The organism is Pseudomonas bubulae (assembly GCF_900618535.1).
In the GTDB taxonomy this organism is placed as follows: Bacteria; Pseudomonadota; Gammaproteobacteria; order Pseudomonadales; family Pseudomonadaceae; genus Aquipseudomonas; species Aquipseudomonas bubulae.
Window position 1 is genome coordinate 1 of record NZ_UYJA01000001.1, and the last position, 15,025, is coordinate 15,025.

Here is a 15,025-nt window from a genome sequence, read left to right on the forward strand (position 1 = left end):
CACTGCTGCTGACCGAAGACATCGTCACCGAGGCGCCGCAGTACCGTGATTTTGAGCTGCATATCCCGCGCACTCCAGGCCTGGGCCTGACGCTGGACGAAGAGCGCCTGGCCCGTTTTAGCCGCTGACACTCTGAAAAACCCCTGTGGCAGCGGGCTTGCTCGCGATGCAGACGACTCGGTGCATCCGCGCTGATGCTATCGCGAGCAAGCCCGCTGCCACAGCCACTTCCCCTATTTCTTCAAGGAGAGCCCCATGCTTTTCCACGTAAAAATGACCGTAAATCTGCCCCTGGACATGGACCCGACCAAGGCCGCAAAACTCAAAGCCGACGAAAAGCAACTGGCTCAACGGCTGCAGCAGGAAGGCACCTGGCGCCATCTGTGGCGCATCGCCGGGCACTACGCCAACTACAGCGTGTTCGACGTGGTCAGTGTCGAAGAACTGCATGACACCCTGCTGCAATTGCCGCTCTTTCCCTACATGGATATCGAGATTGAAGGGCTGTGCCGCCACCCGTCCTCGATCCACAGCGACGACCGCTAACGCTTTCTATCCCTTGCACAAGAACAAGATGAGGTGAGCCCCATGACCGTGAAAATTTCCCACACCGAAGTCATCCAGCGCTTCTTCAAGGAAGCCGCAGGTTTTTCCAGCGATAACGGCAACCCGCGCCTGAAAAGCATCATCCTGCGCATCTTGCAGGACAGCGCCAGAATCATCGAAGACCTGGACATCACTGAAGATGAATTCTGGAAGTCCGTGGACTATCTCAACCGCCTGGGCGGCCGCTCGGAAGCCGGGCTGCTGGTGGCCGGGCTGGGCATCGAGCATTTTATCGACCTGTTGCAGGACGCCAAGGACGAGCAGGCCGGTCAGACTGGCGGCACCCCGCGTACCATCGAAGGCCCGCTGTATGTGGCCGGTGCCCCGGTGTACGAAGGGTTGGCACGGATGGACGACGGCAGCGAGGAGGGTGTTGCCACCGTGATGTTCCTCGAAGGGCAGGTGTTCGATCTTTCGGGCCAACCGCTGGCCGGTGCCACGGTTGATCTATGGCACGCCAACACCAAGGGTACCTACTCGTTCTTTGACCAGAGCCAGTCCGAGTACAATCTGCGCCGACGTATCATCACCGATGCCCAGGGCCGCTACCGTGCCCGCAGCATCGTGCCCTCGGGCTATGGCTGCGACCCGCAGGGGCCGACCCAGGAATGCCTTGACCAACTGGGCCGTCACGGCCAGCGTCCGGCCCATGTGCACTTCTTTATCTCGGCTCCCGGTCACCGTCACCTGACCACCCAGATCAACCTGTCCGGGGACAAGTACCTGTGGGACGACTTTGCCTATGCCACCCGCGACGGCCTGGTGGGTGAAGTGCAGTTTCGCGACGACGGTGCCCGTGGTATTGCCGGGCGTTATGCCGAGTTGAGGTTTGACTTCCAGTTGCAACAGGCCGTTGCGCCTGCTGCCGAACAGCGCAGCCATCGCCCGCGGGCCTTGCAGCAGGTTTGACAGCAGGCTGCAGCGAGGCCTGAGAACCCGTCGGTCTGCAAGTGTTTGCCCGGCAACAGTGGTCCGACAGACTGTTGGCAAACAGGCAGCTCTGGGAACCGTGCCACAGCGCTGCCCGCCGGCGCCACTGGCTCAAAGGGCTGCGGCATGGTCTGTGCAAAGCTCCTGGAAATACCCTTCAGGAACACTGTCATGCCTGCAGCCACCTCGCGCAAACCGCACTTTTTCCCTACACGCTTCTGGCAGGCCATGGCGCTGGCGGTGGTCAGCGTCGGGCTGGGCACACTGGCCCATGCCGACGACAACGATGTGCCTTCCCTGGCCGGCAAACGCATTGCCATCAGCATGACCGGCACCAGTCACTACTTTGATGTCAAAGCCTTCGACGCCCAGGTTGCCGAAGTCAGGCGCCTGGGCGGCACACCGATCACCCTGGATGCCGGGCGCAACGATAAAAACCTGGTGACCCAACTGCAAACCGTGGTCACCCAGAAACCCGATGCGGTGATCCAGACCCTGGGCACCCTGAGCGTGATCGATCCCTGGCTCAAGCGTATCAGCAAGGCCGGCATTCCTCTGTTTACGATTGATGCGCCGTCGCAATACAGCCTCAATAACACCACATCGGACAACGTCGCCACCGGCAAGCATCTGGCCGACCAGTTGGTAGCCGACAGTGGCGCCAAGGGCAATATTCTGGTGTTCAACGGCTTTTACGGGGTGCCGGTGTGTGCGATCCGCTATGACCAGCTCAAACTGGCGCTCAAGGATCATCCCGAGCTGAAAATCATTGATCCCGAACTGCGTGATGTGATCCCCAATACCGTGCAGGACGCCTACAGTCAGGTCAGTGCACTGCTCAACAAATACCCCAAGGGCAGCGTAACCGCGATCTGGTCTGCCTGGGATATTCCGCAATTGGGCGCGAGCAAGGCGTTGGTGGATGCCGGGCGTACGGAGATCAAGACCTATGGCGTCGATGGCACGCCCGAAGTGCTGGAGTTGCTCAAACGCAGCGACTCGCCGGTCGGTGCGGTGATAGCCCAGCAACCGGCTTTGATCGGCAAAACCGCTGTGCAAAACGTGGCGCGCTATCTGGCCGGGCAACATGACCTGCCCAGGGAAACCCAGGTGTCGACCCTGCTGACCACTGCTGCGAACCTTGAGCAGGTGCAAAAGCTGCGAGGCGATCAGTGACGTCTCCCGCCCTGCATTTGCAGGGCATCACCAAGTCTTTTGGGGCCACCCGGGCGCTGGATGGCGTTGATCTGCGCGTCGAGCAAGGCTCCATTCACGGGTTGGTCGGTGAAAACGGCGCCGGTAAATCAACCCTGATCAAAGTGCTGGCAGGTATCCATCGGGCCGACAGCGGTACCCTGGCAGTGGACGGGCAGTCTTTTGCGGCGTTGAGCCCGCGGCAGATTGAGGCGCTGGGCGTGCATTTCATTCACCAGGAACGCTTGTTGCCCGCCAGTTTTACCGTAGGTGAAGCGCTGTTCTTCGGCCGCGAACTCCGGTGCGGGCCTTTTATCCGCCGGCGTGCCCAGGACCGCGAGGCCGCACGGTTGTTGCGTGAGTATTTCGACCTGGAGTTCCCCGCCGGGGCGCTGGTCAGCGAGCTGGACAGCGCCCGGCGACAGATTCTGCAAATTACCCGGGCCTTGCTGGCCAAGCCGAAAGTCCTGGTGTTCGACGAGCCCAGCGTGTCACTGGTCAAGCGCGAGGTTGACCAGTTGCTGGCCATTATCCGCCGTCTGCGCGATCAGGGTCTGACGATTGTGTATATCTCCCATTATCTGCAAGAAATCCAAAGCCTGTGCGACCGGGTCACCGTGTTGCGCAATGGTCGTGCCGTGGCCGTGGTCGATCCACGCAGCACTTCAACCGCGCAGATTGCCCGGTTGATGGTCAATCGCGAGGTCGGCGAGATGTACCCCAAGGCCGTGGTAACGCCGGGTGAGGTGGTGCTCGAACTGAAGGGGCTCAGTGCTGGTCTGGCGTATCGCGATATCCACTTGAGCCTGCGCAAAGGTGAAGTGTTGGGGCTGACCGGGCTGGTGGGTTCTGGTGCCAAGGAACTGCTCAAGACTTTGTTTGGTCTGGTGCAGCCCGAGCAGGGCAGCGTGCATTTGCAGGGACGCCTTACGCGCCTCAAGTCGCCCCGCGATGCGGTGCGCAAAGGTATCGCGCTGGTGCCCGAAGAACGCCGCAGCCACGGGGTTGCACCACTGCTTTCGGTCATGGAAAACCTGACCCTGGCCGGGTTGTCGCGCTTTAGTCGCTGGGGGCTGTTGAGTTCTGCGGCACAGGTTCGGGAAAGCGATCGGCTGATTGCCGAACTGGGGATCAAGACCGCCGGACATGACGCCAGGGTCTCGCAGTTGAGTGGCGGCAATCAGCAAAAAGTCGCGCTGGGTAAATGGCTAGGGAAGGGCTGTGCGGTGTATCTGCTCGACGAACCCAGTGTCGGCATCGATATCGGCGCCAAGGTCGAGATCTATCGCCTGATCGGCCGCTTGGCCAAGCAAGGTGCGGCGGTGCTGGTGCTGTCTTCTGATTTACCGGAGCTGATTGGCATTAGTGACCGGATTCTGGTGATGCACCGTGGTGCGCTGGCCGGTGAATTCGATGCCCGTGAGGTCGACAGCGATCGTTTGCTGGCCTGTGCCACGGGGGCGCGGGAATTAGCCACTGTGGCCCTTGAATGCGAGCGGGAGCCTGCACATGCCTTCGTCTGAAATCCTCGTCCAACCGCTGTCCCGACGGCTTGGCTTGCTACTTCTGAGGCGCGGCTCACTGCTGGCGCTTTTGCTGATCCTGGCGGTGTTCGCCGTGAGTGCGCCAAACTTCCTCAGCCCGGGCAATATCGCCAACGTGTTTGCCCAGTCGGCGATCCTCGGCATTCTCGCCTTCGGCCTTACCTGTGTGGTGATTGGTGGTGGTTCCAATGTGGTTTCGGGTGGCCTTGACCTGTCGCTGGCGGCCAATCTGGGCCTCTGTGCAGCGGTCTACAGCAGCCTGAACAATGCGGGGCTGAACGCCGCGCAAGCAATTGGCCTGACCTTGCTCTGCGGGCTGGCGGTGGGTGCCCTGAACGGTTTTACCGTAGTGGTGCTGCGTCTGCCGCCGCTGCTCGCCACCCTGGCGAGCATGAACCTGATTGCCGGGCTGGAGCTGGTGCTGACCCAAAACAGCGTGCTGCCCACCGACTCGGCCTTGCTCGACATCCTGGCCACTGGTGAATGGCTGCGGGTACCCGTACTGGCCTGGGTGTTGCTGGGGGTTGCCTTGCTGCTGGGCTTGTTGATTCAGCACAGCCCTTATGGCTTGCGCCTGTATGCGGTGGGCGAATACCCCCAGGCGGCGCGGGCGGCCGGGCTGGGCGTAGGCCGCTATGTGTTTTCCAGCTACCTGATTGCCGGGCTGTGTGCAGCGGTTGCAGCATTTTGTTCGGCGGCATTTTTCAGCGGCAGCACCACCGGTTCCGGGGACATGCTGCTGTCGGTAGTGGCCATTGCTTTTCTCGGTGTGGTGTTCTCCCGGCGGCTGGTGGCGAATATCCCCGGCACCTTGTTGGCAACGTTGCTGCTGGGTTTCTTGATTAACGGTTTCCAACTGCTGAACATCGCCAGCTTCTGGGTCAACGGTGTGCAGGGGGTGCTGATTCTATTGGTGGTGGCCATGTCCAGTGCCTTGCGCAAAGAGGAGGGTGGACAATGACTACGCTCGCTGCAACGCCGGTATCCGCGGTGCTTATATCCCGCCTGCTGCGCGGTATTCTGCCGCTCTTGATCGTTGTGATCGTGGTGTTTTTCGCTGTGGCTGCGCCGGGATTTTTGACCCTGGGCAATTTGAGCAGCCTGCTGCTGAACAACTTCGTGCTGTTGGCGATTGTCGCCATTGGCATGACCTGGGCTGTGGCGGCAGGGGGGATCGACCTGTCGGTGGGCACCGCGGTGGATTTCGCCAGCCTGGCCTTTGTCGTGCTGTTAAATGGCGGTCATGGCCTGCCCGTTGCCATCCCCGGCGCCCTGCTGGCCGGGGCGCTGGTGGGTGGTTTTAATGCGGGGCTGATCGCGGGTCTTGGCATCACGCCATTTCTGGCGACACTGGGCACATTGTTTATCGGCACCAGTATTCAGCAGTTGCTGTCCGAGGGTGGGCAGCCGATCTATATCGCGCAGAACCTGTTGCCGGGGCTTAGCGCGATGTCATGGTTGGGTGTGCCCTTGCCTTTGTGGCTGGTGCTGGGTGTGGCGACGGTATACGGGGTGATTCTGGCCCGAGGGCGGTTGGGACGAGAAATTCTCGCGATTGGCACTCAGGTGCAACTGGCGCGATATTCGGGCCTGTCGATCCGTCAGATCAGCCTCAAGGTGTTTATTGCCAGCGCGCTGGCCTGTGCCGTGGCCGGGGTTGTGCTCAGTTCCACGGTCAACGCTTATGTACCGATGTCGGGCAATGCGTTTTTGATCAATGCCATCGGCGCGGTGTTTATGGGCACCACCTTGAGCCGAACCGGGCGCGCCAACATCCCCGGCACGCTGCTGGGGGTGTTGTTTATCAATGTGATTGCCAATGGGTTGCTGTTGATCGGCTGGAATTTCTATTGGCAACAGGTGGCGACCGGGGCGCTGATTTTGCTGGTGCTGGCGTTCAGTTTTGGCAGTCGGCGATTGCAGGCGCAGCAGTAAGCCTGAAGGGGCTGGTTTGCCTGCGGTGGCAGCCCTGTGCTGGTGCGAATGCCCCGCGCTGTCTGCATCGCGAGGCCCGCGGCCACACCGCTGTCTAGCCTGCTTTGAGGCTATTGCCGATCTGCCAAACATACAGCGGCGCAGTACCGTTAACCGCCCAGTCCCCGACAATCCGCGCCTTGTAGATCCACGGGTTGTGGGAGGCCGCAGTGCGAGCATTGCGCCAGTGGCGATCCAGCGCCTTGCTGACGCTGACCCCGGAGGCTCCCAGCGCATTGAACAGATCGCTGGTGGCCCGCAGAATCAATTCCGACACCACTACCTGGGCTTTGGAAGTCTCGATTTCGGCGTCGATATTGGCCAGGCGCTCGGCCTCAATGTCCTCGGCCAGGCGTGCGACATAGGCCCTCTGCAGCGGTACGGCCGAGCGTAGGGTCAGCGCCTCGGCTGCGTAGACCTGAGCCGATATCTGCCCGACCACTTGCAGGATTTGCGCATCGCCACTGGCGGTCTCGGCATTGCCGTGGCTGAACACCCGCTTGCGTTCACGCACTTCTTGCGCAATATCGCGCTCCACCGCACGACCAATACCCGCGAGTACGGCCAGCAGCACCAGTTGGTAAAAAGCGGTCTGGTATTTGAAACGTGTTTCGAAGGGGATTACGTGTTCGGCGCTCAGCGGCACGTCAACATACACCGAGGTGCCGCTGCCCGTGGTGCGCTGGCCAAAGCCGTCCCAGTCATCGCTCTGGGTGACGCCGGGGTGATGGGCATGCACCAGGGCAATCACATCGGCGCCGTTGTCCGAACGCTGGGCATAGACATCTATCCAGTCGGCAAAGAGGCTGCCGGTACTGTAGTACTTGGCGCCGTTGAGGAGGTACTTGTCGCCGTGGGGGGTGATCCTGGTGAGGATTTCCCCCAGTTTTACCGCGCCCACTTCAGTCCAGCCATTGCCCACCAGCTCGCCCGCCACAAAACGTGCGAACCATGCCCCGCGTTCCGGGCTTGGCGAAGCGTTGAGACGGTCTTCGACAAAGGCAAAATGGCCGCGCAGGGCTTGCGGGATATTGGAGTCGGCCTCGGCCAGCTCGATCAGCAACTGGAACAATTGGCCGATGGACGCTCCGGAGCCGCCGTATTCAACCGGCACCCGCACTGCACCAAAACCTGCCTGCTTGAGCCAGCGGATAGGTTCATGGGGCAACTCGCGGGCCTGTTCGCGTTCAAGCGTGCCGGCGGCGATTTTGCGAAACAACGGGCGAAAACGATTCGCCAGGGTCTCGTAGTCGGTGCCCACGGACAGAGGTGATGCGGTCATGGCAGTTCTCCTGAAATGGAAGGTTCCTGTCGTGGGGGGTTGCAGGGTTTGTGCCGCAGGCGACGAGCCCGCAAAACCGGGAGTCAGGCCTTGGCAACTGACTGCTGAGCAACAGTTAACAATCAGGTTGTACGCAAATCGCACAGCAATGAGCACCAAGAATCCTTGCGCGGGCAAGCAGGCTCGTACTCGCAAGGCAGGGGCATGTCCGGCACGGCCTGTGCAATAGCGCTTTCAAAAGCCTTGCCGTGGAGTAATTGAATGTCCCGTGAAATCCGTCTCAATGCCTTCGATATGAACTGTGTCGGTCATCAATCCCCGGGCTTGTGGGCCCACCCCCGTGATCGCTCGTGGCAGTACAAGGACCTTGAATACTGGACAGACCTGGCCAGGATCCTTGAGCGTGGCAAGTTCGACGGACTGTTTATCGCCGATGTGCTGGGAATCTATGACGTGTATCGCGGCAATGGCGATGCGGCGATCCGCCAGGGCGTGCAGGTGCCGGTCAATGACCCGCTGCAACTGATCCCGCCGATGGCGCTGGTGACCGAGCACCTGGGGTTTGGCCTGACCGCCTCATTGTCGTTTGAGCATCCGTATCCGTTCGCCCGTCGGCTGTCGACCCTTGACCATCTGACCAAAGGCCGTGCAGGGTGGAATATTGTCACTTCGTATCTGGAAAGCGGCGCCAGGAACATCGGGCAGCAAGCGCTGACCGAGCACGATGCGCGCTATGACTATGCCCAGGAATATCTGGAAGTTTGCTACAAACTCTGGGAAGGCAGCTGGGAAGAGGGCGCCATCCTGCGCGACCGCGAGCGACGGGTGTTCAGCGACCCGGGCAAAATTCATGAAATCCACCACTACGGCAAACATTTCCAGGTGCCGGGCATTCACCTCTGTGAACCCTCGCCGCAGCGCACTCCGGTGCTCTATCAGGCAGGGGCGTCCGGCCGGGGCAAGCAGTTTGCCGCTGAACAGGCCGAGTGCGTGTTTGTCGCGGCGCCGTCCAAGGTGCTGTTGAAAAAAACCGTCGCCGATATCCGCCGCCGTGCGGCCGAAGCCGGGCGAGACCCTGCCAAAATCCTGATTTTCAATCTGCAGACAGTGATCCTCGGCGAGACCGATGCCCTGGCCAAGGCCAAGTTCGAAGAATACAAAAGCTACGTCAGCTACGAAGGCGCAATGGCCCTGATCAGCGGCTGGACCGGCATTGATTTCAGTCAGTTCAAGCCTGACGAGCCGCTCAAACATGTGCACACCAATGCCATTCAGTCGGCGGTCGAGACCTTTTCCACGGCGGACCCCAACACTGTCTGGACCCCCAATGCCCTGGCCGACTGGGTGGGCATCGGCGGCTTTGGCCCGCTGTTTGTCGGCAGCCCGGAAACCGTGGCTGACCTGCTCGAAGAATGGGTGGCCGAGACCGATGTGGACGGTTTCAACCTGGCTTACGCCATCACCCACGAGACCTTTATCGATGCCGTCGAGCTGTTGGTGCCGGAACTGCAAAAGCGCGGCGTGTACAAGAAGGACTACGCGCCGGGCACCCTGCGCGAGAAGCTGTTTGGCGAAGGTCCGCGTCTGGCACACGGGCATCCGGGGGCGGGCTACCGCAACCTGGGCGAACTCAACCGCAGCCGCGCAACAGAGCCTGCTTGAAACCAGGGGCTGGACACAGGCAGGGTCAGTGACTGACTCTGCGTTCAGCGCTCAATAAATCCAGGAACGAGTGAATGACCTCAAGTGATGTGCCAAGCGGACAGGCAACCCCTGCCATCCGCACGGCCGATATTCTGATTGTTGGCGGTGGCCTGAGCGGTACCTTGCTGGCCATGCAACTGCTGCGCTTGCCGGGTGCCCGGCATATCGTGGTGCTGGAACCCCGGGCCGAACTGGGCCGGGGCGAGGCCTACAGCGCCACCGAGCTGGGCCATACCCTTAACGGCAATGCCGCGCGCATGAGCGTCGAACCGGATGATGCCGACGACCTGACCCGCTGGCTGCAGGCTCATATCGCCGGGGGTGGCTGGCCCGAGTCCGGGGTGCAGCAGGTGCCGGTTGCCGAGCTGTTCCCGCCGCGAGGGCTGTTTGGTGTGTATGCCCGCCAGCGTCTGGCCGAAGCACAGGCCATCGGCGCAGCGCAGGGCTCAAGCCTGAGCCATGTGCGTGATGAAGTGATCGATCTGCAAACCCCGGGGCAGGGTGTTATCGCCACACTCAAGGACGGTAGCCAGTGGCAGGCCGGTGTTGCGGTCCTGGCCACCGGCATGTTCCCGGCGGCCCGCACGGCGCAGCGCCAGTCCAGTGGCCTCAACGCGGCAGCGCTGGACCCTTGGGATGTCCAGGCTTTGCGTGCGCTGCCGGTGGATGCCCGGGTACTGATTATCGGCTCGGGGCTGACCATGGTGGATGCCCTTGAGTCCCTGAACCAGGCGGGACACCGAGGGCCGATCGAGGTTTTTTCCCGGCATGGCCTGTTGCCCCATGTGCGACGCCAGCCGCCGGTATGGGAAGATTTTCTCAGCCAGGCCCCGGACCTTCGCAGTCCTTTGCAGCTGCTGCGTGAACTGCGCCGCCAATGTGCCCTGGCCCAGTCCCTCGGGATCGACTGGCAGGCACCGCTGGACACCGTGCGCGTGCATATCGCCAGGCTCTGGAGTCAGGCCGATGATACCCAGCGCCGTCAGTTTGTACGCCATGTGCGGCCCTGGTGGGAGAGCCATCATCACCGTTCGCCGCCTCAGGGTGATGCCTTGTTGCAGCGTCTGCTCGAGGAAGGGCGGCTGACCATCCATGCGGCGTCGCTGCAAGGGGTTGATAGCTCAGGGCCACGGATCCGGCTGCGTTATCGCGGGCAATCCGAAGCGGTATGGATTGAGGGTGATGGCCTGATCAACTCCACCGGCATCGAGTACGACTGGCGCCGGGTGGATAAACCCTTGCCACGCCAGCTGTTGCAGCGCGGGTTGATACGGCCCGGCAATCTGGGGCTGGGCATTGCCGCCGATGCGGGCGGGGCGGTTTTGAATGCGCAGGCCGAGCCCGCACAGCGGTTGTTTGCGATGGGCCCGCCATTGCGCGGCATGTGGTGGGAAAGTACCGCGGTAACCGATGTTGCCTTGCAGGCCAAGGCATTGGCTGAGCGATTGGCGTCGCTGTAATACCCCCCCCGACCCTCTCCCGCAGTCAGGGGGTTGGGGGGGCTTTTGTTTGAAATGACTTAATTGCCCTCAAAGCGAGCCGCCCGTTTTTCGATAAACGCCTGCATGCCTTCTTTTTGATCTCTGGAGGCAAACAGCAGTGCATTGGCTTTGCGCTCCAGCGCCAGGCCCGTTTCCAGTGGCCCGTCAACCCCGGCCAAAATCACTTCTTTGATCTGTTCTGCTGCCAGCGGCGGCATGGCGGCGATCAGCTGCGCCATCTCCAGGGCATAGGCCTGGACCTCGGCATCGTCCACAACGTTGCTCACCAGTCCCGAAATCCAGGCCTCTTCAGCGGTAATCGGCTGCCCGGTGAGGGCCATGCGCATCGCCTTGGCCTTGCCGACCGCCCGCACCAGCCGTTGAGTGCCGCCGATACCCGGCATGATGCCGATGCGAATTTCCGGCTGGCAAAATTTGGCGCTGCGCCCGGCCACGATGATGTCCGCCAGCATCGCCAGTTCGCAGCCACCGCCATAGGCATAGCCGCACACCGCCGCAATCACCGGCTTGGGGCAATGCTGGATGGGTGCCCACAGCCGTTCGGTATGACGCTGGTAAATATCGATCGGGCCGACTCCGGCCATGCTGTTGATATCGCCACCGGCGGCAAACACTTTGTCGCCACCGGTCAACAGGATGCAGCGCACGTTCGGGTTCTCGGCCAGCTCGGTGAAGTGACGCGACAGCAGCGCTTGCAGCTCAAGGCTCAGGGCGTTGGTGGCCTGGGGGCGGTTCAGACGCAGCAGGGCCACGCCCGGGCTCGGGAATTCAAGTAGTACCGGCGCGGCAGATGGATCTGTCATGGGGTTCCTCATTGACGGGGGCTGTCACCACAGCATGCGCTGGATTGTTGCGTTCACCCGGTCGTGATTCATCGTCCGTTCAGACGACGAGCAGCCCCCGGATTGCCCCTAGAGTGGCTCCATCAGTAGAAAAGGAGCATGTCATGGGTCAACTCTCAGGGCTGGATTACAGCGCCAAGGTGGTGCTGGTCACCGGCGGCACCAAAGGCATCGGCGCCGGAATCGCCCGCAGCTTTCTGCAAGCCGGGGCACGGGTGATCGTGTGTGGCAGGACAACCCCCGAGGTGTTGCCCCGGGCGGGGTCGGCACAGGCGGTGTTCATGGCCTGCGATGTGCGCGACCCGGACTCGCTCCAGGCACTGTTCGAAGGCATTCGCGCCGATTTCGGCCGCCTCGATGTGCTCATCAACAATGCCGGCGGCAGCCCGCCGGCCGATGCGGCCAGCGTCTCGCCGCGTTTTCACGAAAGCATTATCCGTCTCAACCTGATCGCCCCGCTGAACGTTGCCCAGCAGGCCAATGCCCTGATGCAGCAACAGGACGAGGGTGGTTGCATCGTGTTTATCGGCAGTATCAGTGCCTTGCGCGCATCGCCGGGCACCGCCGCGTATGGCGCGGCGAAGGCCGGGGTGCTGGCTTTGGTGCAGTCGTTGGCCGTGGAGTGGGCACCCAGGGTGCGGGTAGTGGCGGTCAGTCCGGGGCTGGTACGCACCGAGCAGGCTCACCTGCATTTTGGCAACGAACAAGGCATCGCAGCGGTCAGCGCCGGGATCCCGGCCGGGCGCATGGCGCTGCCCGAAGACATCGGCAACGCCTGCCTGTTTATCGCATCACCCCTGGCCGGCTATGCCAGCGGCTGCAACCTGTTGTTGCACGGCGGCGGCGAACGCCCGGCTTTTTTGAGCGCTGCGCACTGACGACCTTCAGCGGCGACCACCCGGTTGCTGCACTTGACACGCAGGAGACGAACTTGGCTGATTCTCAATTGCTAACCGACGTGCGCGCCCTGGTGGGGCGTGAATATGGTCGCGTCTACGCCTGGGACGAAGTCAACGCCCCGATGATCCGCCAGTGGTGCGAGATCATGGGCGTCGACAACCCGCTTTACACCGACCCGGCCTTTGCCGCCAACAGCGCCCAGGACGGGCTGGTGGCGCCGCCTGCGATGTTGCAGGTGTGGTGCATGGAAGGTTTTCACATAAACAACTATGCGCCCGGCTCGACCACCGAAAACCCCTATGAAGTGCTCAAGCTGATTGAGTCCTACGGTTATCCGTCGGTGGTCGCGGTCAACTCCGAACTGACCTTCGAGCGCAACCTGCGTCCGGGTGAAAAGCTCTACTACACCACGCGGCTTGACTCGGTGGGCGACGAAAAAACCACCGGTCTGGGCACCGGCTTCTTTGTCACCCTGGTGATGGACTACTTCGTTGAACACAAAAGTGGCGACGAGGCCGTTGGCCAGTTGCTGTTTCGCGTATTCAAGTTTCGCCCGGCCAACAACCATGCGGTCGAGGCCGCTCCGGCCAAGGCCGAAGCGGCTGCGGTGGTCAAACGGCCGAAGCCGGGCATGAGCGATGACACGCGGTTTTTCTGGGAAGGCTGTGACGCCGGCAAGCTGCTGATCCAGCGCTGCACCCAGTGCCAGACCTTGCGTCATCCGCCGGCGCCGGTGTGCATCGAATGCCACTCGTTTGATTGGGACAGTGTGCAGGCCAGCGGCCGCGCCAGCCTGTATTCGTTTGTGATCATGCATTACCCCGAAGTTGCCCCGTTCGACCATCCCAACCCGATCGGCCTGATCGAGCTGGAGGAGGGCGTGCGTCTGGTGGCGGGGCTCGCGGGCGCCAAGCGCGAGGACCTGCGTATTGGCCAGCCCTTGCAGCTTGAGTTCCAGACCTTCGATGGCGAGTTGACCTTGCCGCTATTCCGACCTGTGGTCGAGTAAGGGAGCCAGCATGGATTTCGACATTAGCGAAGACCAGGGCGCCATCGCCGAAATGGCCGGCAGCGTGTTTGCCGACTATTGCACCGATGACCGCCTGCGCCAGTTCGATACCAGTGAGCAGGCCTATATGCAGCCGCTGTGGGAACTGTGCGTGGAAACCGGCCTGCAAGCCCTGGCCATCCCTGAAGCACAGGGTGGCAGCGGCCTGGGCATGACCGAATTGATGCTGGTGTTACAGGCTCAGGGCCGTGCGTTGGGGCAGGTGCCGCTGTGGCGCCATCAACTGGCGGCTGCCACTGTCGCGCAGTTTGCCGATCCGTCATTGCAGGCGTGGGCTGAGGAGGCCGCCGCGGGCAGGGCATTGCTGACCCTGGATTTGAGCGGCCTGTTCAACGCCCATGGCATTCAATTGCACGGGGTAGAGACTGACGGTGGCTGGCGTGTCAAAGGCCGGGTGGGCGCTCTGGCGCTGGCCGAGCAATCGCAGGCGGCGTTGCTGCTGGTCAGTGTTGACGGGCAGCCGCGGTTGGCGCTGGTCGAGCTGGGCGACAAGGCGATCACTCACGTGCCCGGGCGCATGACCCATGGTGAGGCCATTGCCGATGTACATATCGACGGGCTGCTGATCCGCGCCGAGTGCCTGCTCCCGCCAGCCGCGCTGGACTGGCTGGAGCCGCGCAGCATCGCGGCACTGGCGGCGCTGCAGCTGGGCGTCAGTGCCGAGCAGATCCGCCGCACCGTGGAATACGTCACCGAGCGGCGCCAGTTCGAACGCAGCATTGGCAGTTTTCAGGCGGTGCAAATGAGCATGGCCAACGCCCATATCGCCCTCGAAGCGCTGCGCAGCACCCTGTGGCAGTTGTGCTACCGCCTGGACGCCGGTTTGCCGGCGCCCAGCGAAGCACTGGCCACAGCCTGGCAAGCCTGTGAAGCGGGGCATCTGATTGGGCACAACGCCCAGCACGTACATGGCGGCATAGGTGTCGACCTGACCTACCCGATACACCGCTTCCTCTACTGGAGCCGCGCCCTGGGTTGTGCCCTGGGTGGATCGGCAGCATGCCTTGAACGCCTCGGCGACTGGCTGAGCCATAACGACAAGCTGGGATGGAAATATGACCTTGCAGAACACCAAGCGCTTTGACGATGTGCGCCCCGGCGAAACCCTGCCGGAACTGGCGATCCCGATCACCGTGGGCCTGATCGCCGGTGGTGCCATCGCCACCCGCGACTACTTCCCCGGCCATCATGATGTAGAGGCGGCGCGGGAGTTGGGCTCGCCACATATCTTCATGAATATCCTCACCACCAACGGCCTGGTGCAACGCTATATCGAAGACTGGGCCGGCCCCGAGGCGCGTTTTGCCTCGCTGAAGATCAAGCTTGGCGCGCCGAATTATCCCGGCGACAGCATGACCTTCAATGGCGCGGTCACCCGTCAGGATGCCACTACCCGCACGGTGGAAATCACCCTCAGCGGCAAAAATTCCATGGGTAACCACGTGACCGGTACGGTCGCGCTGGTTCTGCCCTGATCG

The 15,025-nt window shown here is 62.0% G+C and carries 14 protein-coding genes and 1 pseudogene; 13 read left to right on the plus strand and 2 right to left on the minus strand.

The annotated features are described in order from the left end of the window. The 7 genes and pseudogenes from PPTH39_RS00005 to PPTH39_RS00035 form a co-directional block, all read left to right on the plus strand. Nucleotides 1-128: pseudogene (locus PPTH39_RS00005) on the plus strand (muconate cycloisomerase); the annotation flags it as partial. Between the two features lie 127 nt (nucleotides 129-255). Then, a complete protein-coding gene (catC, locus tag PPTH39_RS00010; RefSeq protein WP_095018432.1) occupies nucleotides 256-546 on the plus strand; it encodes a muconolactone Delta-isomerase in 291 nt (96 codons plus the stop codon). Between the two features lie 42 nt (nucleotides 547-588). Further along, the gene (gene catA / locus PPTH39_RS00015) at nucleotides 589-1,515 is read left to right on the plus strand and encodes a catechol 1,2-dioxygenase (RefSeq protein WP_130871339.1); all 927 of its coding nucleotides are present in this window, start codon (nucleotides 589-591) and stop codon (nucleotides 1,513-1,515) included. A gap of 249 nt (nucleotides 1,516-1,764) precedes the next feature. Beyond that, entirely contained in the window at nucleotides 1,765-2,712 is a 948-nt protein-coding gene (locus PPTH39_RS00020; protein WP_232527610.1) for a sugar ABC transporter substrate-binding protein, read from the plus strand. Continuing rightward, nucleotides 2,709-4,253 carry a sugar ABC transporter ATP-binding protein gene (locus PPTH39_RS00025; RefSeq protein ID WP_095026156.1) on the plus strand — a complete coding sequence of 515 codons (1,545 nt, stop codon included), beginning with the start codon at nucleotides 2,709-2,711 and terminating at the stop codon, nucleotides 4,251-4,253. The genes PPTH39_RS00020 and PPTH39_RS00025 overlap by 4 nt, the downstream gene beginning before the upstream one ends. Next, entirely contained in the window at nucleotides 4,240-5,235 is a 996-nt protein-coding gene (locus PPTH39_RS00030; protein WP_095026157.1) for an ABC transporter permease, read from the plus strand. Before PPTH39_RS00025 ends, PPTH39_RS00030 begins: the two co-directional genes overlap by 14 nt. Beyond that, entirely contained in the window at nucleotides 5,232-6,209 is a 978-nt protein-coding gene (locus tag PPTH39_RS00035; RefSeq protein ID WP_130871341.1) for an ABC transporter permease, read from the plus strand. Before PPTH39_RS00030 ends, PPTH39_RS00035 begins: the two co-directional genes overlap by 4 nt. A gap of 94 nt (nucleotides 6,210-6,303) precedes the next feature. Here PPTH39_RS00035 and PPTH39_RS00040 read toward each other — a convergent pair whose 3' ends face one another. Then, nucleotides 6,304-7,530, minus strand: a complete 1,227-nt coding sequence (locus PPTH39_RS00040) for an acyl-CoA dehydrogenase family protein (protein WP_130871342.1) — start codon at nucleotides 7,528-7,530, stop codon at nucleotides 6,304-6,306. Between the two features lie 261 nt (nucleotides 7,531-7,791). Between PPTH39_RS00040 and PPTH39_RS00045 the strand changes: the two genes are divergently transcribed. Then, nucleotides 7,792-9,192 carry an LLM class flavin-dependent oxidoreductase gene (locus PPTH39_RS00045; RefSeq protein WP_095018438.1) on the plus strand — a complete coding sequence of 467 codons (1,401 nt, stop codon included), beginning with the start codon at nucleotides 7,792-7,794 and terminating at the stop codon, nucleotides 9,190-9,192. Between the two features lie 74 nt (nucleotides 9,193-9,266). Next, nucleotides 9,267-10,694 (plus strand): FAD/NAD(P)-binding protein, encoded by a 1,428-nt coding sequence (locus PPTH39_RS00050; RefSeq protein ID WP_130871343.1) that lies wholly within the window; start codon nucleotides 9,267-9,269, stop codon nucleotides 10,692-10,694. A 59-nt stretch (nucleotides 10,695-10,753) separates the two neighbouring features. Here PPTH39_RS00050 and PPTH39_RS00055 read toward each other — a convergent pair whose 3' ends face one another. Continuing rightward, entirely contained in the window at nucleotides 10,754-11,539 is a 786-nt protein-coding gene (locus PPTH39_RS00055; RefSeq protein ID WP_169917220.1) for an enoyl-CoA hydratase, read from the minus strand. A 143-nt stretch (nucleotides 11,540-11,682) separates the two neighbouring features. Between PPTH39_RS00055 and PPTH39_RS00060 the strand changes: the two genes are divergently transcribed. The 4 genes from PPTH39_RS00060 to PPTH39_RS00075 are packed head-to-tail and all read left to right on the plus strand — an operon-like array spanning nucleotide 11,683 to nucleotide 15,022. Continuing rightward, a complete protein-coding gene (locus tag PPTH39_RS00060; RefSeq protein WP_095025937.1) occupies nucleotides 11,683-12,456 on the plus strand; it encodes an SDR family oxidoreductase in 774 nt (257 codons plus the stop codon). Between the two features lie 53 nt (nucleotides 12,457-12,509). Continuing rightward, nucleotides 12,510-13,487, plus strand: coding sequence for a bifunctional MaoC family dehydratase N-terminal/OB-fold nucleic acid binding domain-containing protein (locus PPTH39_RS00065; RefSeq protein ID WP_095021156.1), 978 nt, complete (start codon nucleotides 12,510-12,512; stop codon nucleotides 13,485-13,487). Between the two features lie 10 nt (nucleotides 13,488-13,497). After that, the gene (locus tag PPTH39_RS00070) at nucleotides 13,498-14,631 is read left to right on the plus strand and encodes an acyl-CoA dehydrogenase family protein (RefSeq protein ID WP_095018443.1); all 1,134 of its coding nucleotides are present in this window, start codon (nucleotides 13,498-13,500) and stop codon (nucleotides 14,629-14,631) included. Next, entirely contained in the window at nucleotides 14,603-15,022 is a 420-nt protein-coding gene (locus tag PPTH39_RS00075) for a MaoC family dehydratase (RefSeq protein ID WP_095018444.1), read from the plus strand. The genes PPTH39_RS00070 and PPTH39_RS00075 overlap by 29 nt, the downstream gene beginning before the upstream one ends. Nucleotides 15,023-15,025: the final 3 nt, after the last annotated feature.